General features: G+C 66.4%; 24 protein-coding genes and 2 pseudogenes. 10 read left to right on the top strand and 16 right to left on the bottom strand.

Annotation, left to right across the window (positions count from 1 at the left end):
* Window positions 1-38: 38 nt before the first annotated feature.
* Window positions 39-1,382, bottom strand: coding sequence for a DNA recombination protein RmuC (locus tag D4740_RS10435; RefSeq protein WP_119836879.1), 1,344 nt, complete (start codon window positions 1,380-1,382; stop codon window positions 39-41).
* 199 nt (window positions 1,383-1,581) lie between these two features.
* On the opposite strand from D4740_RS10435, the gene ychF reads away from it, so the two are divergent.
* The 3 genes from ychF to D4740_RS10420 all read left to right on the top strand — a co-directional run bounded on the left by ychF (window position 1,582) and on the right by D4740_RS10420 (window position 5,136).
* Complete coding sequence (gene ychF, locus D4740_RS10430; RefSeq protein ID WP_119836878.1) at window positions 1,582-2,667, top strand: redox-regulated ATPase YchF; 1,086 nt, start codon at window positions 1,582-1,584, stop codon at window positions 2,665-2,667.
* A gap of 71 nt (window positions 2,668-2,738) precedes the next feature.
* On the top strand, window positions 2,739-4,448 hold the full coding sequence (locus tag D4740_RS10425) for an Eco57I restriction-modification methylase domain-containing protein (protein WP_119836877.1): 1,710 nt from the start codon (window positions 2,739-2,741) through the stop codon (window positions 4,446-4,448).
* Window positions 4,441-5,136, top strand: a complete 696-nt coding sequence (locus tag D4740_RS10420; RefSeq protein WP_182911399.1) for a PaeR7I family type II restriction endonuclease — start codon at window positions 4,441-4,443, stop codon at window positions 5,134-5,136. The genes D4740_RS10425 and D4740_RS10420 overlap by 8 nt, the downstream gene beginning before the upstream one ends.
* 257 nt (window positions 5,137-5,393) lie before the next feature.
* Here D4740_RS10420 and D4740_RS10415 read toward each other — a convergent pair whose 3' ends face one another.
* From D4740_RS10415 to D4740_RS10400, 3 genes are all read right to left on the bottom strand, one after another.
* Complete coding sequence (locus D4740_RS10415) at window positions 5,394-6,191, bottom strand: abortive infection family protein (RefSeq protein ID WP_119836875.1); 798 nt, start codon at window positions 6,189-6,191, stop codon at window positions 5,394-5,396.
* A 905-nt stretch (window positions 6,192-7,096) separates the two neighbouring features.
* Complete coding sequence (locus D4740_RS10405; protein ID WP_119836873.1) at window positions 7,097-7,552, bottom strand: prevent-host-death protein; 456 nt, start codon at window positions 7,550-7,552, stop codon at window positions 7,097-7,099.
* Between the two features lie 134 nt (window positions 7,553-7,686).
* On the bottom strand, window positions 7,687-8,268 hold the full coding sequence (locus tag D4740_RS10400) for a DUF4256 domain-containing protein (protein ID WP_220475043.1): 582 nt from the start codon (window positions 8,266-8,268) through the stop codon (window positions 7,687-7,689).
* 262 nt (window positions 8,269-8,530) lie between these two features.
* Between D4740_RS10400 and D4740_RS10395 the strand changes: the two genes are divergently transcribed.
* Window positions 8,531-9,109 carry a GNAT family N-acetyltransferase gene (locus tag D4740_RS10395; RefSeq protein ID WP_259390797.1) on the top strand — a complete coding sequence of 193 codons (579 nt, stop codon included), beginning with the start codon at window positions 8,531-8,533 and terminating at the stop codon, window positions 9,107-9,109.
* Between the two features lie 93 nt (window positions 9,110-9,202).
* Here D4740_RS10395 and D4740_RS10390 read toward each other — a convergent pair whose 3' ends face one another.
* Both D4740_RS10390 and D4740_RS10385 read right to left on the bottom strand, forming a co-directional pair.
* Window positions 9,203-10,051, bottom strand: coding sequence for an alpha/beta fold hydrolase (locus D4740_RS10390; RefSeq protein WP_119836871.1), 849 nt, complete (start codon window positions 10,049-10,051; stop codon window positions 9,203-9,205).
* Window positions 10,048-11,052 carry an NADP-dependent oxidoreductase gene (locus tag D4740_RS10385; protein ID WP_119836870.1) on the bottom strand — a complete coding sequence of 335 codons (1,005 nt, stop codon included), beginning with the start codon at window positions 11,050-11,052 and terminating at the stop codon, window positions 10,048-10,050. The genes D4740_RS10390 and D4740_RS10385 overlap by 4 nt, the downstream gene beginning before the upstream one ends.
* A 370-nt stretch (window positions 11,053-11,422) precedes the next feature.
* Here D4740_RS10385 and D4740_RS10380 point away from each other — a divergent pair, with 370 nt between their 5' ends.
* On the top strand, window positions 11,423-11,905 hold the full coding sequence (locus D4740_RS10380) for a helix-turn-helix domain-containing protein (protein ID WP_220475042.1): 483 nt from the start codon (window positions 11,423-11,425) through the stop codon (window positions 11,903-11,905).
* Here the strand turns inward: D4740_RS10380 and D4740_RS10375 are convergent.
* The 4 genes and pseudogenes from D4740_RS10375 to D4740_RS10360 form a co-directional block, all read right to left on the bottom strand.
* A pseudogene (locus D4740_RS10375) lies at window positions 11,883-13,111 on the bottom strand (AAA family ATPase). The gene D4740_RS10380 and the pseudogene D4740_RS10375 sit on opposite strands and share 23 nt — an antisense overlap.
* Before the next feature lie 200 nt (window positions 13,112-13,311).
* Entirely contained in the window at window positions 13,312-14,550 is a 1,239-nt protein-coding gene (locus D4740_RS10370) for a sugar MFS transporter (RefSeq protein ID WP_259390794.1), read from the bottom strand.
* 43 nt (window positions 14,551-14,593) lie between these two features.
* The gene (locus D4740_RS10365; RefSeq protein WP_119836868.1) at window positions 14,594-14,998 is read right to left on the bottom strand and encodes a PIN domain-containing protein; all 405 of its coding nucleotides are present in this window, start codon (window positions 14,996-14,998) and stop codon (window positions 14,594-14,596) included.
* A gap of 1 nt (window position 14,999) precedes the next feature.
* Window positions 15,000-15,272 (bottom strand): type II toxin-antitoxin system Phd/YefM family antitoxin, encoded by a 273-nt coding sequence (locus D4740_RS10360; protein ID WP_220475041.1) that lies wholly within the window; start codon window positions 15,270-15,272, stop codon window positions 15,000-15,002.
* Window positions 15,273-15,487: 215 nt separating this feature from the next.
* Here D4740_RS10360 and D4740_RS10355 point away from each other — a divergent pair, with 215 nt between their 5' ends.
* Both D4740_RS10355 and D4740_RS10350 read left to right on the top strand, forming a co-directional pair.
* The gene (locus tag D4740_RS10355) at window positions 15,488-16,459 is read left to right on the top strand and encodes a diaminopimelate dehydrogenase (RefSeq protein WP_119836866.1); all 972 of its coding nucleotides are present in this window, start codon (window positions 15,488-15,490) and stop codon (window positions 16,457-16,459) included.
* Between the two features lie 504 nt (window positions 16,460-16,963).
* Window positions 16,964-17,665, top strand: coding sequence for a hypothetical protein (locus D4740_RS10350; protein ID WP_147392904.1), 702 nt, complete (start codon window positions 16,964-16,966; stop codon window positions 17,663-17,665).
* A 24-nt stretch (window positions 17,666-17,689) separates the two neighbouring features.
* Here the strand turns inward: D4740_RS10350 and D4740_RS10345 are convergent, their stop codons facing one another.
* Entirely contained in the window at window positions 17,690-18,472 is a 783-nt protein-coding gene (locus D4740_RS10345) for an NADPH-dependent F420 reductase (protein ID WP_259390807.1), read from the bottom strand.
* A gap of 282 nt (window positions 18,473-18,754) precedes the next feature.
* Between D4740_RS10345 and D4740_RS10340 the strand changes: the two genes are divergently transcribed.
* A complete protein-coding gene (locus tag D4740_RS10340) occupies window positions 18,755-19,354 on the top strand; it encodes an NAD(P)H-dependent oxidoreductase (protein WP_119836863.1) in 600 nt (199 codons plus the stop codon).
* A gap of 25 nt (window positions 19,355-19,379) precedes the next feature.
* On the opposite strand, the gene D4740_RS10335 is transcribed toward D4740_RS10340, so the two are convergent.
* A complete protein-coding gene (locus tag D4740_RS10335; RefSeq protein WP_119836862.1) occupies window positions 19,380-19,793 on the bottom strand; it encodes a PIN domain-containing protein in 414 nt (137 codons plus the stop codon).
* Window positions 19,790-20,011, bottom strand: coding sequence for a type II toxin-antitoxin system VapB family antitoxin (locus tag D4740_RS10330; RefSeq protein ID WP_119836861.1), 222 nt, complete (start codon window positions 20,009-20,011; stop codon window positions 19,790-19,792). Before D4740_RS10330 ends, D4740_RS10335 begins: the two co-directional genes overlap by 4 nt.
* A 101-nt stretch (window positions 20,012-20,112) precedes the next feature.
* On the opposite strand from D4740_RS10330, the gene D4740_RS10325 reads away from it, so the two are divergent.
* Together D4740_RS10325 and D4740_RS13560 are read left to right on the top strand one after the other, a co-directional pair.
* Complete coding sequence (locus D4740_RS10325) at window positions 20,113-20,526, top strand: PEP/pyruvate-binding domain-containing protein (RefSeq protein ID WP_310732082.1); 414 nt, start codon at window positions 20,113-20,115, stop codon at window positions 20,524-20,526.
* 360 nt (window positions 20,527-20,886) lie between these two features.
* Window positions 20,887-21,264 (top strand): annotated as a pseudogene (locus D4740_RS13560) (PEP-utilizing enzyme); the annotation flags it as partial.
* Window positions 21,265-21,379: 115 nt separating this feature from the next.
* Here the strand turns inward: D4740_RS13560 and D4740_RS10315 are convergent.
* The 3 genes from D4740_RS10315 to D4740_RS10305 form a co-directional block, all read right to left on the bottom strand.
* Window positions 21,380-22,225 carry a tetratricopeptide repeat protein gene (locus tag D4740_RS10315; protein WP_119836859.1) on the bottom strand — a complete coding sequence of 282 codons (846 nt, stop codon included), beginning with the start codon at window positions 22,223-22,225 and terminating at the stop codon, window positions 21,380-21,382.
* Between the two features lie 9 nt (window positions 22,226-22,234).
* Window positions 22,235-22,564 (bottom strand): hypothetical protein, encoded by a 330-nt coding sequence (locus D4740_RS10310; protein WP_119836858.1) that lies wholly within the window; start codon window positions 22,562-22,564, stop codon window positions 22,235-22,237.
* Window positions 22,565-22,716: 152 nt separating this feature from the next.
* The gene (locus D4740_RS10305; RefSeq protein WP_119836857.1) at window positions 22,717-23,742 is read right to left on the bottom strand and encodes a DUF368 domain-containing protein; all 1,026 of its coding nucleotides are present in this window, start codon (window positions 23,740-23,742) and stop codon (window positions 22,717-22,719) included.
* Window positions 23,743-24,046: the final 304 nt, after the last annotated feature.

Below are 24,046 nucleotides of genomic sequence, written 5' to 3'. Positions count from 1 at the left end.
GGTCTTGTAGTGATGGGCGGGGGGTGAGGCTGGGGTCTTCACTCTTCTACGACCCTGTCTGCTCTGGTCTCAACCTCCCTGCTGTACGTTTCTGCCGTTTGGCTTTCTTCCTGCTGATCTGCTCCTGAGAGCTCGGCTGCGGTCAGGGAGCGGAGCTGGGCCTCGTCGGGACCGATCGGGGTCGGCGAGTGCGGCTCACTTCCCACGACTTCCAGGGACCGGGCGGTGACCAGCAGCCGGTTCTCCAGGGACCCCACGGTCTTGTTGTACGCGCTGACGCTACGACGCAGTGCCCGGCCCAGGTCGTCCAGGTGGCGGGCGAGCGTGCTCAGCCGGTCGTACAGGGTGCGGCCCAGCTCCAGCAGGTCCCGGGCGTCGTCGTTGACGGCGGTGCGTGCCCATGCAGTGGCACAGGTGCGCAGTAGGGCGAGCAGCGAGGCGGGGGAGGTCAGTGCCACCCCGCGCTCCAGGGCATGCTCCATCAGGGAGGCGTCCGTCTCCAAAGCTGCGGCCAGGACTGGCTCGGCCGGGACAAAGAGGACGACGATCTCAGGCGAGCTGCCCAGCGCGCGATCGTAGCGGCGGGAGGCGAGTTGGTCGACGTGGGAGCGCAGGGCCTTGGCATGGGCAGTGAGCAGAGCGGTGCGGCGGTCCTGCTCCTCCTGGGTGGCTGTTCCTAGCCTGGCGGCCTCCAGGTAGGAGTCCATGGGTACCTTGGCGTCCAGGGCCAGGTACCCCTCGCCCGGCAGGTGGATGACGACGTCGGGCCGGGCGAGCTCCGCGCCTTCCAGGTGGGAAGGGGACGAGGGGGCGTCGGCGCTGGAAAGCCTGCCTGAGCGCTGCTGGACCAGCGAGCCTACGGTGCGCTGCTCGGCAAAGTCCACGTGCCGCATCATCCCAGAGGCCTCCAGGATGCGTGCCAGCTCGACCTCCCCCCACATCCCGCGGGCGGACCGGGAGCGCAGTGCCCCCTCCAGGGAGGTCGTGGTGCGCTGCAGGTCCCGCTCGGCACGGGCGGTCTCCCGCAGCTGCTCGGCCAGGGCGGCGTGCTGCTGGGCACGCTGCTTCTCCAGGGACTCCACGCGGGCGCCGACCTGCTCCAGCTGGCTGCGGACCGGGGCCAGGGCGCGCAGCACCGCCCCGTCCCGCTCGGCGCGCTCCTCTGCCAGGCTGGCGCGAGCGGAGAGCTCCTCGGCGCGGGCGCGCCAGGACGCCGCCTCCACCTGGAGACGGGCGGTCTCCTCGTGCCGGGAGTCCTGCCTGGGGTCGTGCTGGGAGCGGCGGACGGAGATGCGGGCCACGGCCAGGGTGTAGCCCAGGGCCAGGCTGGTGGCGCAGACCAGGAGCAGGAGGATCACGAGGGACCCGGCAGAGATAGTCATGGGTATAGTGCACCACGGGTTACTGACATGAATTCAGTCCTGGTCTGTGCTGCACATCGTAGGTGCCGTGACAAGGCCAGGCCCGGCCGAGGATCAGGAAAGATCGGGGTGGAGTGGGGCGGGTCCGGCTGAAGGTGTGCAGACGTGGCGGGGCTGGTCGTTTGTGGCTCGGGGTGGGGCCTGGCCTAGACTCCGGGGCGTGGCACTCACCATTGGAATCGTCGGGCTGCCCAACGTGGGCAAGTCCACCCTGTTCAACGCCCTGACCCGCGCGACCGTCCTGGCCGCGAACTACCCGTTTGCGACGATCGACCCCAACGTCGGGGTCGTGCCGCTGCCGGACCCGCGCCTGGACCGGCTGGCCGAGATTTTCGGCTCGGCGCGGGTGGTGCCCGCCACCGTCTCTTTTGTGGACATCGCCGGGATCGTGCGCGGCGCCAGCGAGGGGGAGGGACTGGGCAACCAGTTCCTGGCCAGTATCCGTGAGGCCGACGCGATCTGCCTGGTGACCCGTGCATTTGCCGACCCTGACGTGGTCCACGTGGACGGGCAGGTCAACCCTGCCAGCGACATCGAGACTATCGCCACCGAGCTCGTGCTGGCTGACATCCAGACTCTGGAGAAGGCTCTCCCGCGCCTGGAGAAGGAGGTCCGGGGCAAGAAGACCGAGGTCGTGGTGCTGGAGACCGCCAAGGCCGCCCTGGAGGTCCTGGGGGAGGGCAGCCTGCTGTCGGCTGGGGCAGAGGCGGCCGGGCTGGACCGCGACGTGCTGCGCAGCTTCCAGCTCATGACCACTAAGCCGTTCATCTACGTCTTCAACATGGACGACGCGGGCATGGGCGACCAGGCCCGCCAGGCCGAGCTGCGCGGGCTGGCGGCGCCAGCGGAGGCGGTGTTCCTCGACGCTCAGTTCGAGGCCGAGCTCGTTGAGCTGGAGCCGCAGGAGGCGGCAGAGCTGCTGCGCGAGAGCGGCCAGGAGGAGTCAGGCCTGGACAAGCTGGCGCGGGTGGGGTTTGACACTCTGGGGCTGCAGACCTACCTGACGGCGGGGGAGAAGGAGTCGCGCGCCTGGACCATCCCCAAGGGAGCTACGGCACCCCAGGCGGCTGGCGTCATCCACACCGACTTCGAGCGGGGCTTCATCAAGGCCGAGGTGGTCTCCTATGACGAGCTGGTTGAGTACGGCTCGGTGGCTGAGGCCCGCGCCCACGGGCGGGTGCGCATGGAGGGCAAGGACTACGTCATGGCCGACGGCGACGTGGTGGAGTTCCGGTTCAACGTGTGAGCTGCTGACGCTGGACGGGGTAGCGTGCCGCCTTTCTGGTTCGTGTCAGTACCAACCCTTAGTATGAAACCATGAATCCTTCCTCTCCGGGCGCTCTCCCACGGGCCAGTGCTCAGTACCATGGCGAAGTCTTTACAAGACGCTGGGTAGTGGAGATACTGCTGGATCTCGTAGAATACACCGCTGATCGCGATCTCGGTACGATGAGGCTTGTCGAACCATCGTGTGGTAATGGATCGTTCCTTGGTGCTGCGGTTGAACGGCTCATCGACAGTGTCCAACGGCGTAACCGTGACCTGATCGAACTCGGGGACGCGATACGCGCGTATGACCTCCGGTCGTCGTATGTCGCAGCGACAAGATCGATTTGTCGTAACTTGCTGGTGAAAGCAGGGATGGATGAAAATGCTGCTTCGCTACTAGCGGGACGGTGGGTGCGGCACGCGGACTTCTTGCTGCCTGGCTCAGGGGAAAGGTCGGCAAGGCGGGGTGAAAGCGGAATGTCAGCAGATTCTGGTAGCGAACTAGTTGACGTCGTGGTCGGCAACCCTCCGTACATACGGTATGATGACCTGCCGGATTCGCTCTCAACGCGTTATCGATCTGCGTGGCAGACAATGCGGGGGCGCGGAGATATCTACATCGGCTTCATTGAGCGTTCGCTTGGTATCCTAAAAGAGGGGGGGAAACTCGGTTTTATCTGCGCAGATCGGTGGATGCGAAATCAATACGGTAGTGCATTACGTGAGTTGATTGCTCAAAAGTATTCGGTAGAGCATGTCTGGACGATGCACGATGTGGATGTTTTCGAGTCTCAGGTTTCTGCTTACCCGGCGATTACGGTGCTGGCTAATCAACCGCAAATGTCGGCCGTTGTCGCAGATACCACAACAGCGTTTGGTCCGAGCGGCGCTTCCGCGCTTGTCAAAGCGATGAAAGAGCGGGAACGAGCGGAATTTATCGGTGTTGGCGTAAAGGCCTATCGTCTTTCGGGGTGGTTTGATGGGAGCGAATTGTGGCCGACTGGCTCACCTGCCCGGCTGGCACTCATAGCGAGACTCAATGACCAGTTCCGACCGCTGCATGACCCAAAGACAGGGACGAAGGTTTCTATCGGAGTGGCTACTGGGGCTGACAAGGTGTACGTCACAAAGGATGCCAATGCGGCGGAGCAAGACCGGATGCTTCCGTTGGCGATGAGCCAGGATCTAGCGTCTGGTGAGTTCAACTGGCAGGGAAACTATCTCGTGAACCCGTGGTCTGAGAACGGGAATTTGGTGAATCTGAGAGACTACCCGAGAATGGCGGCGCGCTTGGAGAAGGAGCCCAAAATTCGCGAACGGTTCATCGCCAAGCGTGATCCCTCTTCGTGGTATCGCACCATAGACAAGGTGCAGGCTGGGTTGGTAGATCGCCCTAAACTGCTCATGCAAGACATGAAGACAACTATACATCCTGTTCTGGAGGCTGGCGGATTTTATCCGCACCACAATCTTTACTACATAATTTCTGACTTCTGGGACATGGAGACCCTAGGGGGGTTGCTTCTTTCTCGTGTCGCCCAAGCGTTCGTCGAAGCATATTGCGTCCGAATGCGCGGCGGAACCCTCCGCTTCCAAGCGCAGTATCTCAAGCGCATTCGGGTCCCGAGTGTGGAAATTGTTGACACTAAAACTGGCGAAGCGTTGCGTCGGGCCTTCCGTTCTCGTGACGTGGGGGCTGCAACAGAGGCGGCAGGGGTCGCATACGGTATTGATATTGAGGAGTACGAACTTGTCTGACCCTACTCAGAAGGCAGTATCACTGTTCTGGACCAAGCGGGCTGATCAGATATCGGCGTTAGCGGATGGTGGCGCGGCTGGAGGGGCCGCGAGAGCGGGTGGTCACATGAACGGTGTTCGTGACTTGGTCCGTGATATCTTTATCGAGGCAGGAATGCCTGAAGAGTCTATCGTGTATGAGCCGTTCCTTCCTGGGTTCTACCGTGCTAGGAAGCGCTGGGATATGGCTGTTGCGTACAAGGATGTGCTTGTTGCTGCTCTTGAGTTCAAGAGCCAAGTAGGCAGTGTTGGTAAGAACATCAATAACCGACTGGAAGAGGTGTTGGGCTCTGGCGCCGACACATGGGCCGCGCAGACTAGGAACTCTGCCTTTGGCGAGATTGATCCGTGGCTCGGTTATGTTTTTGTTCTTCGTGAAGATGAAGAGACAGAGGCGCTTAACCGTTCTGTCAACGCATTGTTTCCTACGGACCAGATGTTCGCTGGCCTGTCGTACTGTCAGCGTTACCAGAAGATGGTGCAGCGACTCATGGATGACAACATCTATCAAGGTGCTTGGTTTATCACCACGAAGATCGACGCCTCGAACCGAGTCTCGTATGACGAACCTCTTGACGTTGCTACAGGGAGGGCTTTCCGCGCTGCCGTACGGAATCGAGTTGACTTCGTGCGGTCTTTGCTGGACTGAACTGGTAGTTATGGATGGCATGAAACAAAACCGTGTTCTCGGGCGCTCTGGACACCAAATAAAAGCAATCGCCGATACTGCTACCACTGCCTCGTGAGCCGGGAACTAGTCGGGTAGGTTCCCACTCAGCATTAGTCTGCCAACTTCTAAACGAGGACAAGGCCTAGTTGCTGACAGGAACTGAACCGGTGGAGCCTGCCCAAATATAGTTGGCCGAAAACACTCAGCAATTTGCGCCAAAAAGAGGGTTCCCTCACTTAATTGTGAGGAACAACTGGAGGAGGGGCGTCCGTCAGGTACTGCAACATCAGAGTAAGGGCAGGGCGCTCGCTGGCCGGGCGGTCGGTAATATGGTTTTCAAGCCACTTGACAGTTCCTTCTCTATCTTTCAGATCGGTGTCAGGCGGAAAGAACTGAGTGGATCTGCATGCTAACTTAACTTGCTCCTCTAATTCTTCTGATGCGTCAGGTATGGGGTCAATTACCTCTATTCCCTTCCTGAGCAACCAAGGTGTCATTGTCGGCTGGTCGTCAGGAGCGAACCACAGCCCATGCAGCAGTCCGATCCGATAGTCGGCAGGCCAGACTGTGAGATCATCAGACTCCAGGCAAGGATCGAGTCCGTCCCATCGCACGACAAAGGTTTGGCGCATCACCCGCTGTCCAACTGCGATACCTAGTTCCCGCTGATGGTGCGGCTCGAGGTCGGGCAGGTTCGCGGCCTCCAGCCGTCGCCGAAGATCTCCAGAACGGAAGGTCGCTGGCTCTTCAACGAGGTCACGGATAAGGTCTTTAGGGCGCCCTTCCGAAAACAATCCAAGGCGGCGAAGTGCCCACCTAGTCCAGATTAGTCCGCCGTCCAAGGCGAGGTCGACCATCTCGTCGCGGATGTCTGGCATGTGGGCGCGTCCATGGCCTCCGCCGAACTGGTTGCGGATATTGCCGAGTTTCCGTGCTATCTTTGAGGACTGTGATGCTATGTGTGCGAAGTCGTTGACGCGGGTAAGATCGTTTCCTGGCTGTTTAGCGAGAATCTCATGCGCGCGTTTTACCATGCTGTCATAAGACCTGGGATCGTTGGTAACCCGGCGATGTCGAGTGCGACTCTGGCTGTCGCCTCAACAAGGCATTTTATGTCGCTCAGCACCTGAGCGTCGTCATTGGCGTTCAAAGAGCGTCGCAGGCGATCCATCTCAACGGCTATGCAGTTCCAATGCTCGTCCCCAATAAACTTTGGTCGTTGAATGCCGAAACGGTCGTATCTGTTTTCAGTCACTTCTCTCTCTCTTCTCGGTCTGGGTGTTATCCGTGATTCTGTCAGGTAATATCGGGCTGTGGTAAAGGAATGGTCGGTCGGGAGCTGAATTTAGCGGTGGGATTGGGTGTTTGCTGGCGACCCCTGTCGGCGCGATCGTCTGGGCGGGTGTTCAAAGTTTAGGGAAAGAGTATCCCCGCTAATGGCCTTTCTCGGGGGTGGGCGGGTCAGTTCTAAGCATAATTTTATTATCTTATGTGGAGGTCTATAGAGGCGGGACGACCTTGAGGGGGATGAGGTGAGGCCATGGGTCTCGAAGCCGCTTTCCTTGGTGATTATCATGGGTGCTCCGTGCGCAATGGGTCGTTGTGGGCGTAATGTTTATTTTGTGTCTAATTATCTGGAGTTGTTTCGGTGGTCGCGACGGGTGGAGGAGGGGTGCCGGCAAAGGAATGGGGTTCTGTATGATGTCTAGTATAGGTGTGGGTGCGGGGATGTCTGCTCGCAGGCTGGCAGGAGGGTACCTGACATCGGAGTCTTTGTCAGGGGCGAGTAGGCACGAGCGCACAGCGCACCCAGCATGACTGGCTGAAGAATACCCTGCGCTCCAGTCCTTCCGGGCCTCTACGGTGGCGAAGCGGAGTTCGTACTCGGCCTTCCTCGGAGGCCGAGGGGCCAGGTCGCCCTTCTTGGCTGCCGCCACGATCAGGGACGCTCGACGGGCTCGAGCCCGCTGTCCTCATCCAGCCACTCCACGTCAGTGCGGCCCAGGCCCGCAGCAACGGCTGTGGCGGTCTCCTTCCACGAGGTCAGCTCAGAGACTGCCAGGTGCGGCTGGTTGGTGGACAACGAGGCTCGCGCGGCGTCGATCAGGTCCTGCGCGCAGGTCTCGCGGTCTGTCGGCGACAGTGCGAGCATCCACGGGAAGGCCCGGCTCATGCGCTCGACGAGCGTGCCCGTGTCCTCCAGGACCACCGTGATCAGCCGTGCGGCGAGGTCCAGCAGTCGTGCGCGGCCCTCGGCCTCGCGCTGCGACATGAGAACCAGCGCCTCACCGTCACGACGGGTTACCGTGACGGGGTGGTCCTCGGCTTCGGCAGAGTACCTGCTCAGGTCCGAGGAGCGCCGGGTACGCGTGGGAGCATCTGCCGTGCCGGTCATGCCTCCATGGTGTTCGGAACGTATTCGGAAGTCCAGGGGTCGGGCGAGCATACTGGTGTCGTCACCTCTCTACCCCGGTCCGCTTGGATCACTTCAGGCATAGGTGGACGCTTGGTGCCCCGCCGCCACCCCCGCTATACCCGCAGGACACCGCGCCAGCCGCGCGCCCCGTAGTAGGACTCCGCGCCGTTGTGGTAGACGAAGACCCGGCCGAAGCGTCGGTCCCCGAACAGTGCCCCGCCCAGGGCGCGCACGTCTGCCGGAGTGGCCAGCCAGGATGAGGTCTTCAGGTCGAACTCCCCGAGGCTCTGGAGGTGGCGGTACTCCGTCTCGCCCATGAGCTCGACGCCCATTGAGGCTGCCTGGCCCACAGCGCTGCCCTGCGGCGGGTTCCTCCTGCGCGAGCGCAGCGCCTCCTCGTCGAGGCACAGGCTGCGTCGGCCCGCAGGCGTCTCGGCTGTGCAGTCGTAGAGGAGGAAGGCGTCCCCCTCGGCGTCGTAGCCGACGACGTCGGGCTCGCCTCCCGTCTCTTCCATGCCTCTGAGCGCCCTCAGCGTCTCAGGGTGCTCGGCCAGGCGCGCGGCGACGTCGTCCCAGGAGAGGCCCGCGTGCCGGTGCGGGTGCGCCTCGAACCGCGCCCTGAGAGTCTCGATCATGCCGTCCCTTTCGTCGTGGTCTGCGGGCAGGTAACTCATTGTCCCCTGTGTCGTGCTCATGTCATGTGGTGGATGCTGCTGAGGCTAGCCGCCTCCCCGGCCTGCTGGCAGAGACGCGGGTGCGGGGCCGTCCCTGTGGTCCCGCCAGGCACTGGGCACGCTCGCCGGGTCACAGCGGCCGCGTCCCCGGGAGGATGAGGTAGGTGGAGTCTCGCGCTGCCCCACCCGTTCATTGACACCTGTAAAGTCGGGGTGCGCTCCACCTCGCCGGGCTGCGAGGAGCCGACGAGGAGCCGACGACGTGGTGCGGTAGCGTTCCGGGGTGAGAAGTGTGAAGGCCTCGGGGGCACGCGTGGTCCCCTACGACCCCGTCATGCGCGACCAGCTGCTCGACCTGTCAATCCGCGCCTGGGCGCCGGTTTTCGAGGCCATGAGCGGGGATATCGCTACCGGGGTCGTCCCCCGTTTCGTGTACGACAGCTTCTGGCCGCAGGGCTGGGAGGCGCGCCAGCGCTCGGACCTGGCCCAGGTGCTCGACCAGGAGGCGCAGGCCTGTGACGTCGCCCTGGTGGGCGGGGAGCCTGCGGGCTGGGTATGTACCCGTATCCACCCGGAGGACTCCATGGGAGAGGTCTACATCCTCTGCGTCGATCCCGCTTACCAGCGCCAGGGGGTCGGGCGGACGCTGATGGAGCGCGCGCACAGCCGTGCCCGTGAGGCTGGCATGCACATGGTTATGGCGGGGACGCGGGCCACGCCTCGGCGCGCGCTGCCTACGAGGCGGTGGGCTACACGCGATGGCCAGTGGCCAGGTACTTCAAGGAGCTGTGAGCGCTGTGGGCATGTCAGCGCTGTGACCGCCGGGCCGACTCTGCGGCCCCGGTGCCGTGGGTGCTGCTGAGCGGTGCCGTGCTGCTGCCCGATCTACGTGTCCCGTACGTCCTTGTGGGCAGGAACCAGACGCGGACAAGACGACAGGTGCCAGGAGCGGGTGCTACCCCAGGAACTCCCTGACCTGGGAGGAGAAGATCCCAGGCTCCTGGAAGACGGCGCCGTGGCCGGCCCCGGGATAGAGCTCCTCGAGCCTGGCTGCGGGAAGTCGGTGTCCCAGGTCGATGGTGTTAGGGCTAGGCACCATCAGGTCCTGGTCGCCATTGACCACGAGGGCCGGGTGGGTGAGCGCGGACAGGTCCTGCGGCGCCTGTCGGCCCCAGCGGTAGACGGCCACGAGCTGACGCAGGAGGCCCGGTACCCGGGCGGGCCTGTCAGGGTGCCTGAACCTGGAGACGCGCTCCAGGAACTCGTCGGCCCTGTCCCAGGCGGCTGGGGGGAAGAACAGGTAGTGGCGCGGATCCTTCCGGGTCGCGGCGGCCTTCGCCATGGCCTGGAAGGTCAGGGTCGGCACCCTGGTGATGCCCCTGCCTCCCGCTGGGCCGGTGCCAGCCAGTACCGCCCTGCGAAACCGGTGCGGATGGGCCAGCAGCAGTTGCTGGGTGACGAACCCGCCGAGCGAGAGTCCGAGGATATCCACCTGCTCAAGTCCGGCTGCGTCCAGGAAGGTGATGACGCTCTCCGCCATCCCGGCGACGGTGGTCGGCGCGGCTCCCGAGGAGCCACCCATGCCGGGGTAGTCCACCGCGATGACCGGACGGTCCTGCGCGCACTGGTCAACCACCAACGGGTCCCAGCCGTCCAGCGTGGCGGCTAGGTGGACCAGGAGCAGCAGCGGTGTCGCGTGCCCGGAGCCGACCGCTCGGTAGGCGAAGGACGTGCCCGCAGGGGTTATGACATGCTCGACCGGTGCGTCGGCGTAGGGGCCGTCAAAGAGCCTGAGCGTGCTCACGGCTTGGCCTCCACCACGATCTTACCCGGGTTGGCCTTCCCGGAGGCTAGCAGGGCCATGGCCTGCTCCAGCTGACCAAGCTCGAAGGTGTGGCCCACCAGCGGCCTGATGCTGCCCGCCTCGATCGCGGGAGTGAGCCGGGCCAGCTGGCTGCCGTCAGCGCGCATGAAGAGGAACCTGTACATAGCGTCCTGCGCCCTGGCGGCCCGTCGTGCCCTGCGGCTCATCAGCCACATAACCGGTCCCAGAAGGGGCCTGCCCAGCTGGGCGGCGAGCTCGGGGTCAGGTGCCCCGGCAACCGAGACCATGGTGCCGCCAGACCTCAGCACCTTCATGGAGCGCAGGGTCTCGTCCCTGCCCAGGGTGTCGAGGACGACGTCATAGTCCTTGACGTGGTCCTCGTAGCGCTGGGTGCGGTAGTCCACCACGACGTCCGCCCCGAGGCTGCGGGCCAGCTCGACGTTGCTGGTGCTCACCGTTGTCGCCACCGTCGCACCCAGGTGCTTGGCCACCTGGACGGCGACCGAGCCGAGCCCGCCGGTGCCGCCTTGGACGAAGACCTTGTCCCCCGGCCTGACCTGCGCCTTCTCGGTGAACGCCTGGACGGCCGTGAGCAGGACCAGTGGTAGCGAGGCCGCCTCGGCAAAGCTGAGTCCGGCTGGCATAGGGGCGGTGTCGGCGACGTCAACCGCGATCGCTTCCGTGAAGGTGCCGATCCTGTTGATGTCGGGGCGGGCAAAGACGCGGTCGCCGACCGCGACGTCGTGGACCTTGGGACCGACCTCGGTGACGACGCCAGCGAGCTCCTGCCCCAGGACCAGCGGCAGCCGGTAGGGGATGAGCTGCCGGAACTGCCCGGCAGCCACCATGCGGTCCAGCGGGTTGAGGCCGGCTGCACGGACCTCGACAACTACCTGGTCGGCCCCGGCCGTCGGCCTGGGCACGTCCAGCCACTCAAGCGTCCCGCCGTCGCGGTAGGACGTGAGGGCGTATGCCTTCATTGTTGTATGCGCTCCTGTCCGTGCTGGGTGCCGATCGAGCTCCCTGGCGGGTGCTGCCTGGATATCTAAGTACGTAAACTGAACCTAGATAGTCCTGCCTGGGTTGTCAATTGCGACGCCGCTTGCGCGCCGACCTGCGCCCCTCTCGTAACAGGCTGTGACGCAGCTGTGATACGACGACCTGCTACGTGCTAACCTCCCTGAGTCTCAGAAACAGACTCAGGCTCCTGGGCCTCGCCAGCCGGGAGTGCGCTGGGCGTGGATGCGTCTGACGGCTGGGCCGTGAGGCCTGGCATGCTTGCGTCTCCTCCCACGCCCACCCTCGTTACCGCGCAGCAGCCAGGACGTCGTCAGTTCTAAGGAGGTGCCTGTGGCCGCTCCTGGAGCCCAGTCCTCGTGCCCTATCGCGGGTACCCTGGCGCTTGTGGGTGAGAAGTGGACCCTGCTCATCCTGCGCGATATTCACCGGGGCATATGCCGGTTCAACGACCTGGAGGAGAGCCTGGGGTGCCCTCGTGCCATTCTGTCGGCGCGCCTCAGAAAGCTCGTCGAGCACGGTGTCCTGGCTGTTGCGCCCTACCGGGACCCAGGGCGCAGGGCGCGGTCAGCCTACGTGCTCACTGCCAAGGGTCGTGATCTCGTGGTCGTGCTGGCGGCACTGCAGCAGTGGGGGCTCAGGCATCTTCCTAAGGTGTCTGAGGTCCTGTCGACCCCGGTCCACCTCGGCTGCGGGAGCCCCGTTACGGCGGGGCTGTCCTGCTCCCGGGGGCACCGTGTCGACGCGGACTCCGTCGTTCCCGCAGGGGCTGCCGAAGAGGTGGCTCCGGCTCCTACCAGGGCCACTGCGAGGTGAGGTAGGCCTCGATAGCGCGGTGGTGGAAGCGGTAGTGCCTGCCACGCCGGATAATCCCGCGGGTGAGGTCCAGGCGCTGCGCCGTGGGGCCCGCATCGGTGGTCCGCCGGTAGCCCATGGCCCGGGCGATGGTGGTCAGGCTGCGCTCCTGCGGCGTGAGCCCGGCCATGGTCTCGATGAAGTGCCTCTCACGTTCGGGGAGGCGGTCCAGGATGCGTCGTACGTGCGCCTCGGCCTCAGGGGCGGCGTCGCGCCATCCGGCCCGCACGTGGTCAGCGGTGATGAGGTTGTCGGTGCCCGCGTACCAGGCGCGCTCCCCGGCGAGTTGGAAGAGGAAGGGTTCCCCGCAAGCCAGCTCGACGACGGCGCGCTGCGCGGCGGGCTCCATGTACACCCTCTCGGTGCCGCCTCTCCCGCTGGCCAGTGGCCAGCCCTCGGTGACGAAGGGCTGGAGCGCGGCCATGAGGGCGTCGTCGTCAATGGCGTCCAGGGTGTGGTGCGGAATCGGCGCGCGAAGGTGGCGCCTGTACGGGCACCTGCCATGTCCGCGAACTCTGCTAGGCCCGTGAGGTAGACAGCCATCGGCAGTCCGCGCTCCACCTGCCAGCCGCCGGGCACACTGACGGTCTCCTCGTAGGTGAGCGCGTCCCCCAGGGCGGTGAGCAGCTGGGACCGCGCGTTCTCGTCAGTGATGTTCTGTACCTCGTCAACGTGGACGACCACCATGACGTCGCGGTGCTGGATCGCCGCACGCCCGATCTCCACCAGGAGGTCGGTCAGGGCGGTGTAGGGCTCCGGACCGTCCTGCGCGCGCACGGACAGCGAGACTCCGGAGGCGGCGACTGTCTCCACCCTGCCCAGGAGGTCGGCGATGCGCCGCTCCCGGGCGGCAGCCAGGCCTGCCTGCGAGGAGAGGTCCAGGAGCGCGGTGGCCACCCTCTTGAGGGGGTCCGTCCCGGAGGGGATGCGCAGCTGCGGCGTCACCCAGTCCCCGGTCTCCCGGGCCTCGCGGGCGATCCGGCGTACGAGCGAGGACTTGCCCGAGCCTGCCTCCCCGAGGACCGTGCGGCCCCGCTCGTGGATGCCGGCCACGCGGCGTGGGCGCAGGACGTCACGCCAGTCACCGAGTTGGGAGGTGCGGCCGGCCCACACCTGGGGCACCGTGTCGGAGCCGGGGCTGAACGGCGAGTCGAGCGGAGACCTCATGGTGATAAGTTTATCGGGGAGCGGGGCGACTGATAAGTTTATCGGTGTACGGGTAGTGCGGCAGTTGCTGCACGTCATGCTGGCACGATCGAGGCTCCAGGCGACAAAAAGTTCATAGGCAACACGGTGCCATGGTGTCCTATGACGTTCTTGTCGCCTGGGTACGGATGGGTGCGGACTGGGACCCTGGGGCGGACGCGTCAGCCCTGGGGCCGTGTCACGCGGTTGAGCCTCTCGCTCATGACCAGGCCCAGCAGGGCCAGTGCCAGCAGGTAGGCGGGCAGCAGCCACAGGCCCGTCCAGCCGGCGACTATCCCGAAGAGCGGGGGCATGATCGTCGACCCCGTGTAGGCCGCAGCCATCTGGATGCCGATGACCGTCTGGGAGCTGCGGTGCCCGAAGTTCGCCGGGGTGGAGTGGATGATCGCCGGGTACACCGGGGCCGCGCCCACGCCAGCCAGGACGAACCCGGCAAAGGAGGCGGGTCCCAGTGGCAGCGCTACCACTGCGGCCCCCACGGCTCCCAGTGCGAAGCCCCCACGGATGAGCGTCCGGTCCCCGATGCGGTCAGCGAAGAAGCCGCACAGGAATCGGCCCGCGGTTAGCCCCAGGATGAACAGGGCGCCGAAGGACGCGGCCGAGGAGGCCTCGAAGCCGCGGTCGGAGACGAAGAAGGTGGCGCCCCACAGCATGGCCGTCTGCTCGAAGGCGCAGTAGGCGAAGAAGGCGAGCAGGACGCAGGGGACCCCGGGGATGCGCAGCGCTGTCAGCAGCGAGACGTGGTCGCCGGTACTGTCGGTGCTGTTAGTGCTGCTGCTGACGGTGGGCTCCTCCGTCGGCTGGTCAGGACCCATCGTCGCCACGCGCCGCCACAGCGGCAGACTGGTAGCCAGCACGACGGCCAGTCCTACCTGAAGAAGGCCGATGGAGCGGTAGGCGGCTGGCCAGCCAGCCTCGGTGGACAGCGCCAGGCTCATGACGAACGGGCTGATCGAGGCCCCCACCCCCCAGAAGCTGTGCAGCCAGTTCATGTGCCGCGCGCTGTAGTGGAGCGCCACGTAGTTGTTCAGTGCCGCGTCCACGGCGCCCGCTCCCAGGCCGTAGGGGAGCGCCCACAGGCACACCTGCCAGAACTGTGTAGCGGTGGAGAACCCCAGCAGGGCAGCTGCCGTGGCCGCCACGCTCACCGCCGTCACCACGCCTGCGCCAAGGCGCCGGGTCAGCCGTTCCGAGGACAGGGAGGACACGATCGTGCCGATCGAGATAATGATGGTGACACCTCCGGCGAAGGAGGTCGGGACGCCGAGGTCCCCGTGCATGACAGGCCAGCCGGACCCCACCAGGGAGTCAGGCAGCCCGAGGCTGACGAAAGCCAGGTAGATGACGGCGAGCAGCAGCAGGTACACGGAGCGGGGCCTCTCTCGGGTGATCGCGGGCACGGGGCGGCCCGGGACGACGACGGTGCGGACGATACTCGCCGCGTCACACCTGCTGCCCGACGGGGTCGATGGCGGGCAGGCCCAGGTGCTCGGCGACGAGTTTCATCGTCGGGTCGTGCGTGGCCGTCGTGACCGGTTCCCCGACCAGGAGCGCTGTCGCAAGGTGCAAGGCGTCGAGCGTCTTGACGTGCCGCTCGATGGACTCGGCTACGGTGTGGGTCTCGCGGGTGATCTCAAGCAGGCCGACACGGTCCAGGAGCGGTGCGGCGTCGCTGGGCGGCCTGCCAACGCGCCGTAGGACGCGCACGACCTCGGTGCGTAGCAGCCGGGAGGCGAGAAAGGTCGCTCCGCAGGTACTCATCCACACCTGCAGCCGCTCACGTCCGGGGACGTCCAGGATCGCGTGCAGTGCCACCGAGGAGTCGAGGTAGATGAGGACCGCAGGCACGTTAGCAGTCCCCGCGCAGCTCGCGGAGCAGGGCCTCTGCCTCCTCCTCGGTGTACTGCGGACCGCCAGGGCGTTGCGGCCATGGTGCCGGGTCTGGGGCGGGAGGGGTGTAGCGTCCCTCCCGCTCCAGGCGTGCCAGGGAGGTGTCGGGGTCCTGTACCGCGCTGACCCGCCAGCGTGGCCTGCCTCGCTCGGTCACGACGACGTCGTGGGCGTCGTCCACACGGTCGAGCACGGCAGCAGTGTGCTGATTGAGGTCACGCTTGGTGATCATGCTCATGCACCCTGTACTACGTATGTCAGACATGTGCCTGGACCCCGTTCCGCGCGGTGCAGGGCCTCTGAGCCTGGCTGAGGGCCGCACGGTGGTGCGCTGCAGCAACGTCACATGAGGCTGTCACACGATGGCAGCTGTGCGTCCCTAGGATCGTGAGTCGCCAGCGCGCCGAGCACAGGCGTGAGAGAACGCAGAGCACAGCAGGAGGACGCATGATCAGGGTCGCGGTCAACGGGTACGGCAACCTCGGGCGGGGCGCCGAACAGGCGGTCTCCAGGAACGACGACATGGAGCTGGTCGTCGTCTTCACCCGGCGCGACCCGGGCTCTGTCCCCACCCAGGGCGCCCCGGTGGCCCACGTCGACGACATGCCCCGCTGGGCGGACAAGGTCGACGTCTGCCTCAACTGCGGGGGGTCCGCCACCGACCTGGACCAGCAGGGGCCAGCAACGGCAGCCCTTTTCACCACGGTGGACTCCTTCGACACCCACGCCCGTATCCCTGAGTACTTCGCCTCCGTGGACGCCGCCGCCAGGCAGGCAGGCAACTTGGCGCTTATCTCCACCGGCTGGGACCCCGGCCTGTTCTCCATGCTGCGTGTCCTGGGGGAGGCGGTCCTGCCTGAAGGGGCGACGACGACCTTCTGGGGTCCCGGCGTCTCCCAGGGGCACTCTGACGCCCTACGCCGTATCGACGGGGTTCTTGATGCCCGGCAGTACACCCTGCCGGTGGAGGAGACCCTCGCCGCGGTCAGGGCGGGCAGGCAGGTAGAGCTGACGACCCGCTCCATGCACCGGCGCGACTGCTACGTCGTGGCCCAAGACGGTGCTGATCTGGCCCGTATCGAGCGGGAGATCGTGGAGATGCCCAACTACTTCGCCGACTACGACACCACCGTCACCTTTGTCACCGCCGAGGAGATGGCTGCCGAGCACAGCGGTATCCCCCACGGCGGCACCGTTGTACGTCGCGGCACCACCTCTGAGGGAGTCGCGGCGAGCGTGGGATTTGACCTCCGGCTGGGCTCGAACCCGGAGTTCACCGGCTCCGTGGTCGCCGCCATGGGGCGTGCGGCCACGAGGATGGCAGCGCGTGGGGAGGCTGGGGCGCGTACCGTCTTCGACGTGACACTTGCCGACCTGTCCGCGAGGACCCCGGAGGACCTGCGCGCCCACTACCTGTGAGACCTGTGAGAGCGGCCCCGGTCGGGCTACCTGGGCTGCGGCACACCGGGTAGTCAGGGCCGCGTAGCCGAGGACTCAGGACCTTCTGCCGTGGCCGGGCGGAGCTGCGTGATACCTGTGGCGGGTGCGGTTGAGCGCCCGGGCGGACACCGAGACAAGTCCAGTCGCGGTCGTCTAAGCCGACACCTTCGCTCTTGGCGCGCTGCTGGTGGGCCAGCCTGAGGAGCTGCCCTTGGTGAGCGGCTTGACAAGCCCTTGTCCACACTGGTCTGCCCTGGTCTTCAGCGACATTCGTGAGGCCGTTGTCAGGCCCGACGCTGACGCCGTCCTCACCAGGACCGTGGGCTCGCTGCGGCGGCCCGGTCTTGCAGGACTGGACGTGGTGGCTCCGGGTGCAGACGGTCATGACCGATCACTCTGGGCAGATAGCAGTGGTCTGGGAGTCTGGGTAGAGTAGCTCCCGTCCCTAGCGCGTCGTAGGAAATATGGAGAGGGCGGAGCGAGATGGCTTTACGCGATACTAGGTCTGTCTCCCGGACTTGTAAGTTCCTCTCCTGGCAGTTGGGCGGCAGCCACGTGGCAGCAGCCCTGGGCGGCGTCTTGGTCTGCTTCGACGTGGGGTTCGTGCTCCTGCACGTCGCCGCGGCGTTCTGGTTTCCCGGCAACCGGATGCTCTATATCAACGTGGACCAGAGCTACGCGGAAATCTTTCAGGGCCTGAAGTATGTCCTGGTCGTGGTCCTGCTGTGCTGCGTGGTGGCTGTGAGGCGGCTGTGGGCGCTGCTGCTGTGGGTCCCTGTGTTTGTCGGCTTCTTCCTGGACGACCTGTTCCAGGGCCACGAGAGGGCAGGGGCCTATGTCCGGAGCATGTTTCCCCCTGCGATGGGTGAGCGGGCACAGGACGTCGGGGAGCTGGGCGTCTACGCCCTCGCGGCTGTCGTGGTGGGTGTAGTCCTGTGGGCGGGCTACAGGCGCGGGTCGCCTCTGACGCGGTGGATCTACCGGGTGATGGCGTGCCTGCTTGTGCTGCTGGCCCTGTTCGGGGTCGGCGTAGACCTGCTGCACTCGCTGTTTCCCCCTACCTCGGCGGCCGCTGATACGCTCATGCTGGTCGAGGACGGCGGCGAGATGCTCGTCGTTACCGGCTTCGTGGCCTTCGCCGCCCAGCTCCTCCTCGGTCCTCTGCCTGCGGATGAGGGCGCCTGAGACACCTGTCGCGCAGCCGGGGTCTTACTGGTAGATGAGACGGGACAGCCGGATAGCCCAGTCCGGGTCGGGGTTTGTCCTGGGGTCGCCCATCCTCTCCCGGATCACGGCAACGGCGAGGTCCCTGCGCCTGGGAGCGCGCTCGGCGTCGGCAGCCTCCAGGGCTGCAGGCAGCTCACCCAGGGTGAGGTCGGTGCAGTAGCAGGGGTTGCCTGGCTGCTGGCGCCACGACTGCGAGATCGGGCCGGCGTCGTAGGCGTCGAAGCCGCTGTCCTCCATGAGGGCTGTAGCCCGCTCGCGGTCCTGGGGGCGGTCTGCCGCCACAGGAAGGGCGATGCGGCCGGGGGAGCCGGAGGGCAGGCCCTTGTGAGCCAGGGAGCCTGAGCCGATGCAGTTCCAGGCCTTGACCACTGGGCGGCCTAGCTGGGAGGCGACCCACTCGCTCTCCACCTGGTTGGGAGGGAGGAGGTCCTGTCCGTCGCGCTGCGGGTAGTAGTTCGAGGTGTCAATGAGTGTGGCTGCCTCCGGGAGGCTGGACACCACCGGGGCGAGGGCCGGGACGGCGCTCAGCGGCACGGACAGGACGAGGACATCAACGTCTTGAACCGCCTCAGCGACGGTTACCGGGTGTGCTCCTGCCTCGGTCACCTCGGGGGGAATCGTCTCAGGGCCGCGGGAGTTGGCCGCTTTGACCTCGTGCCCGTGCTCGCTGAACCGCTGGGCGAGGGTCCTGCCGATGTGTCCGGTTCCGATGACTCCGATGCGCATGTCTGCTCCTGTCTGCGAGGGCTGGTCTGAGGTCTTCAGGCGATGACGTGTCGCGGGGCCGCCCGCGATGCACCCGCATTTATTCGGGTAGCAGGCACCATACGGAGGCGCTCTCCGAATTGCAAGGGGCGGCTTCGGAGCGTCGGCACGGTTGTCCCCGTGCGTTTCCTGCGCGCCACGCCATCTCGTGGCGGCTCATGTACGGAACTGGTCCGGTGCTGTGCACCTCCGCCCCGTAGGCTGGTGTGGGCTGGAGGGCACGGGAGTGGTCGTGTGCTAGCGTCTGCCTCGACGTCGGGTTGTCTGTCGAGAGGTCGCATCGTGAAGGTCCTGCTGATTAACACCCACCACCGCTACCCGGGGTGGTCGGAGGGAGGGCTGAACGCCTCCCTCCAGGAGGTCGCGCGGCGCTTCTTCCAGGAGCGCGGGGGCCACGTGGTGGAGACGGTGGTTGACAAGGGCTATGACCCGCAGGAGGAGGAGCGCAAGCACCGGGAGGCGGATCTGGTGATCCTCCAGACCCCGGTCAACTGGTTCTCTGCCCCGTGGACCTGGAAGAAGTACGTGGACGAGGTCTTCAATGTCGCCCTTGGTGCCGGGACGCTCCTGTCCGGGGACGGGCGCACCCGCAAGGACCCGAGTATCCCGTACGGATCCGGGGGGAACATGCAGGGCCGTGCCTTCATGGTCTCCTCGACCTGGAACGCCCCTGCGGATGCCTTTGACAACGACTCCAACCCGGTGTTCCAGGGGCGCAGCCTCGCTGACGCGCTGGCTGACATCACGGCCACCTACCGGTTCTGCGGCTACACCGTGCTGCCGGAGTTCGCGGTCCTCGACGTCTACAAGAACCCCCAGGTTGAGGCCGACCTGGCCCGCTACGCCGAGCACCTGGAGGCCTGCGCCACCCGCTGGGAGTAGCGGGGCACGGTGCGGTGGGATCGACTCATACTGTTGGCGCGACGTACTCATGCATCAGGTCGCTGACCTGGGCGATGTAGTCGAAGTCGTGGTCGGCTGTCAGGACCGTCGCGTCATTGACGATGGCGTAGGCGGCGATGAGGATGTCGAGCGCGCCAGCGCAACGGACCAGGCCTGAGTTCCACAGCGCGCCCTGGATGTCGAGCGCCAGCGACTCGTCTGGCGCGCGCTCCAGGGGGAAGCCCAGAGAGATGAGCTCGCGGTAGCGGGTGTGCTCCTGAGGGGTCCGAGCGCTGTGACAGAACTCGAGCACCTGCGGAGGGCAGGTGACGAGAAGGTCAGAAGGAGTCCGCTCAATGCGGCGCAGCCTGGCGCTGACGCCTGGGTCGCCAGTCGCCAGCCGTGCCCAGATCGAGTTGTCAACCAGGTAGTCGGTCACGGTCGGTCGTGGGACGTGCCGGGACGCACCACTGGGGAGTCCAGGCCCTCGGGCAGGTCGTGGAGCTCCGCGATGCCGTCGATCATCGCGCCTTTCTGCTTGGAGGCGATGAGCCGTCGCAGTGCCAGGTCGAGGACGGCGCGGTTGGACCGCTCGCCGGTCAGTGTGCGGGCGCGCTCGATAAGCCGCGGGTCGAGGTCAACGCTGGTCACTGCCACGGCGGTTCTCCTTCGGTCGTTAGTCTCTCCTCGCTTATATATGAGCGATTATATCGTCGAGGGGCGTTGTCGTCAGTGGCTGCGGTGGCGATGACGTCTTGGTGGTGCGGGTCGGCGCGGTTGGACCGCTCGCCGGTCAGTGTGCGGGCGCGCTCGAGGGTAGGGCTGTCGCCGCCCCCCACAGCAGTGTGACCATGGTGTCGCGCAGACTAGGGGACAAGCGCACTCGCACCGACCTGGCTCCCACGGGTGGTGCCCGCACCCGGGACACAAGCACCCGCGAGCGCCAGCGGTTCTCCCTCACCGGCGCCCAGGTGAGGCAGGTTGCTGCGCTGGCCCGACGCGTGGAGACCTACGAGGGCCACCCTGTGGACATCGAGTGGGCGGTGGCGAGGGGGGCTGTGGCTGCTGCAGGCTCGGCCCATCACGACTGCCGCCCCCTGAGGCGGTCCTGGCGTCGACAACGCCGTCCTGGGTGCTGGTCTGGGGCCAGGCTCCGGGACCACCTCCCATGAGGAGGGTGTGAGAGGCCGCCAGGAGGATTCCGGCGGGCACGAGGACCTCGTTGTCAACAGGGAGACGGCCCACGACCGCCTGGTCGTGGAGGTGTCCAGCAGGCTGCCCCGGCCCCTGCGAGGCCGCTTTGCCCGGCTCGCGGCCGACTACCGTGCCGGGCACGTCATGCGGGAGGCCTCTGTCGTCGAGTTCGAGCAGCTCGGCGCGGCGGCCCGGGGTCTGGCCCTGGAGACGGGACGGCGGCTGTGCGAGGCGGGTCTGGTTGACGACCCCTGGCAGGTGGTCTACCTGAGGATGGACGAGCTGGAGGCCTGGCTGCACGGGGAGATGTTGATGCCGAGCGGCTCTTGCGTGCCCGAGTGGGGGCCCGGTTCCGGGCCGATGCGATCTGGAACCAGCAGCGAGCAGAGTTCGGCCGCCGCCAGGGTGAGGTTCTGGAGGAGGCGGGTACCGTGCTGGTCGGCGTGGCCGCCAGCCCCGGGACAGCCGTGGGCGCGGCCCGGGTGGTCACCGGGCCGACAGGCTTTGCACATCTGCGGCCTGGCGACGTCCTGGTGTGCCAGACCACCGACCCGGCGTGGACCCCGTTGTTCGCTCGCGCCGCCGCAGTGGTTGCCGAGAGCGGCGGAAGGCTCTCCCACGCCGCTACCGTGGCTCGCGAGTACGCCATCCCGGCTGTGCTCGGGGTCGCGGGAGCCACCACCAGGATCTCCGAGGGCGCCCACATCACCGTAGACGGGGCCTCGGGCGGTGGTGCAGGTGGTGGATCCCGGGTAACGGGCTGCCCCCTCGGCGCCGGGTGGCAAGGGTGGTCCCGTCAAGAGGATGAGACACCCCCTTCCAGGCCGCCTTCTACGCGTCTCTGCCCGCTTCCGTGCTCGTCTCCTCGTCCCCGTCCTCCGTGTTGCCGCGGTTTCTGGCGCGCTCCCGGTTGCGCAGGAAGACGGCGAGGTAGGGATGCTGCGGGCCTAGTACTTGCCCGGCGTCACGGACCAGGTTGTCATACAGGGCGAGTGCCCGTTGCGTATCGCCAGCCGACTCGTAGGCTTGGGCCAGGTTGTTGCGCGCGGACAGCGCGTCGGGGTGGGAGGGGCCGAGAAGCCGGGCCGCGTCGACGGCTAGGTCCTCGTACGTCCGGACCGCCAGCCCTGTGCGACCAGCGGCCCGGTAGGCGCTGGCCAGGCAGGCGCGCGCCGTAAGAGTGCTCGGGTCATCCGGCCCCAGCAATTGCACGCTGCCCTCCACGACCTGCTCGCTCAGGGTAACTGCCTGCTGCACGTGTCCTGCGGCCCGGTAGGCGTCGGCCAGGGCGAAACGGGCAGTCAGGGTGTGAGGGTGGCTTGGTCCCAGATCCTGGGCCACTACCGTGACAGCCTCGGCCAGCCCCACGGCGAGCCCGGGCTCAGTGAGTCTGACGGCGTGGCGGATGGCCTGGACCAGGCAGGTGACCACCTGGTCGTCCGTCATGAGCGGGTGGTGCCGTTCCTGGCTGGTGAGGGTGCGCAGCTGGGCGACCAGCTCCTGGAGCGCCAAGTGCCGGGACGCGGTGTCGGATGCCTCGTCAACCGCCTCGGTGCGTGTCACGAGCGCGGTCAGCCAGGAGCGGGCGTCCTCGGTGCCGGACGGCGCCCAGCGGGCCGCGACCTCGCAGCCGCCTGGCTCGTGGTCCGCGTCCCGGGGCGCGGCAGTCTCACCCATGGGCGGTCCTTAGCCGTTGACGGCCGCCAGGGCCAGGTCATTGAGCTGCTGGAGCCGACGCATATGGTCCAGACCCTCGATGAAGCCCGCAGTGAGGATGATGACGGTGAGGTCGCGGTCCGGGTCGTAGAGCAGGCCGGTTGAGGCCCCGCCCACTGCGGCCAGCGCCTGTGGGGAGGCGGTCAGCCCAGCCGGGGTGAGGTGGTCGTGCTGGTCGGAGCCGCGGACGTAGAGCACCGCTCCGTCGTAGTGGCGGCCAGCGTCGATGTCGGCCTGCATGGAGGCGCCGACGCGCTCAAGTGCGCCCTGGTCCATGTCGAGGAGTGCGGTGCTGGGCATAGCGGGCATGAGGACCTCTGGGATACGTACTCTGCGGTGAGGATCTGTGGCGTCAGCACCCTTGTAGATGTGACACGTATCTGGAAAGAGCGCACCTGCCCCGATTAAGAATCGTAACATATCTCAACAGGGGTGAGGTGGGGTGTGATAGGTCAGAAGTGTTCTGCTGCCGCCAGACGTGCTGCCTGCTCCCGTGCGGCGCGGCGGGCAACGAGGCCGTCGGCCATCACCACCAGCGTGACCACGACGAACCCCGCAACCCCCAGGAGAAGCACCGGCCCGGCGTTGTTGCCAGGGCTGAGCAGGTGGTTGGCCTCGTCGCGCCACGGCCACAGTGCCCGGGTGCCGCCGACCATGAGGCCTGCCAGCGCCGACAGGGTCATCGTCTGGTGGTGGGTGAGCAGCCACTGGAGGACCTTGACCACCAGGGCCAGCCCCAGGGCCGCGCCGACGACGAACAGGGCCAGGTAGCCCAGGTCGCGGTCTGCGACGGCGCGCAGCGTGGGCTGATACAGGCCCACGGTGAGCAGCAGGAAGGAGCCGGACAGGCCGGGCAGCACCAGCGCGGAGACGGCGACAGCGGCTGCCAGGACGATGACCGGTGGGTTGGGCTGGGCCTGGGCGGGGCTCATGGAGACCAGCAGCCACGTCACCACCGCTGCTGCGGCACCTGCCAGGAGGTGGCGCCACTGTAAGCGGCGGGCCGGGGACCCGGCCGCCAGGGGGGACCTCTCCGGTGCCTGTAGGACCATCCGCACCGGCACGACCACCGAGGCCAGGACCATACCCAGGAACAGGCCACGCATCTGCTCGGGATGGTGCTCGACGGCGTGAGCCATCGGACCGGCGACCAGCACCACTGCAGCGGCCATTCCCAGGCCTACCGGCAGCAGCACCCGCCAGCTGACTGCCGCCAGGTGCGCCCTGGCGCGCGCGCCGCGCTGCGGTCCGGTCACCAGCACCCGCAGGGCGGAGATCAGCTCGGAGGCGGAGCCGATCAGCTCGGAGTAGATGCCTACGACCAGGGCGACGGTTCCCCCGGAGACCCCGGGGACAGTCTCTGCGGTGCCGATGAGGGCTCCGCGCAGGAGGTTGCCGACCAGGGAGGTCGGGCGCTGGGGGGTGGGGCGGGCCGGGGGCTCAGGGGCTGCGGCATGGCTGGGCGGGTGGCTGGGCAAGGGGGCTCCTTGTGGAGGTCGGTTTGTGGGGTTAGTGGTCCTGGGCGGTGCCCCGGTCTCGTCGGGACCCGGGTCGCTACGTTACTACTGGTTGGTACTACTGGTTGGGCGGTCTGCCTGCTGGCTCCCGCACGGTGGGGGCGGGGGCAGGTAGCTTGCGGGAGGGCGGTTTCGACCAGGGCGCGGGGCGCGCTGGCGCGGTCATGTTTCCACCGACGTCGTGGCAGGGTGTGCTTTTGTGCAGAGGATGCTTTTTACGCGCAATGTCGGGGTCGACAGAGAAATGTTTCGCGGAGGTGTCAAC

The sequence above is a fragment of the Actinomyces sp. 2119 genome (assembly GCF_003591215.1).
GTDB classification, from domain to species: Bacteria; Actinomycetota; Actinomycetes; order Actinomycetales; family Actinomycetaceae; genus Actinomyces; species Actinomyces lilanjuaniae.
The sequence above is the reverse complement of the archived record's forward strand: the minus strand, read 5'-3'. Positions and strand labels throughout refer to the sequence as shown.

Excerpts from the sequence above, each read along its gene's own strand:
- D4740_RS10435 (WP_119836879.1), bottom strand. The coding sequence starts at position 1,382 with ATGACTATCTCTGCCGGGTCCCTCGTGATCCTCCTGCTCCTGGTCTGC.
- D4740_RS10425 (WP_119836877.1), top strand. The coding sequence starts at position 2,739 with ATGAATCCTTCCTCTCCGGGCGCTCTCCCACGGGCCAGTGCTCAGTAC.
- D4740_RS10415 (WP_119836875.1), bottom strand. The coding sequence starts at position 6,191 with ATGGTAAAACGCGCGCATGAGATTCTCGCTAAACAGCCAGGAAACGAT.
- D4740_RS10405 (WP_119836873.1), bottom strand. The coding sequence starts at position 7,552 with ATGACCGGCACGGCAGATGCTCCCACGCGTACCCGGCGCTCCTCGGAC.
- D4740_RS10400 (WP_220475043.1), bottom strand. The coding sequence starts at position 8,268 with ATGAGCACGACACAGGGGACAATGAGTTACCTGCCCGCAGACCACGAC.
- D4740_RS10385 (WP_119836870.1), bottom strand. The coding sequence starts at position 11,052 with ATGAAGGCATACGCCCTCACGTCCTACCGCGACGGCGGGACGCTTGAG.
- D4740_RS10360 (WP_220475041.1), bottom strand. The coding sequence starts at position 15,272 with ATGATCACCAAGCGTGACCTCAATCAGCACACTGCTGCCGTGCTCGAC.
- D4740_RS10355 (WP_119836866.1), top strand. The coding sequence starts at position 15,488 with ATGATCAGGGTCGCGGTCAACGGGTACGGCAACCTCGGGCGGGGCGCC.
- D4740_RS10350 (WP_147392904.1), top strand. The coding sequence starts at position 16,964 with ATGGCTTTACGCGATACTAGGTCTGTCTCCCGGACTTGTAAGTTCCTC.
- D4740_RS10315 (WP_119836859.1), bottom strand. The coding sequence starts at position 22,225 with ATGGGTGAGACTGCCGCGCCCCGGGACGCGGACCACGAGCCAGGCGGC.
- D4740_RS10310 (WP_119836858.1), bottom strand. The coding sequence starts at position 22,564 with ATGCCCAGCACCGCACTCCTCGACATGGACCAGGGCGCACTTGAGCGC.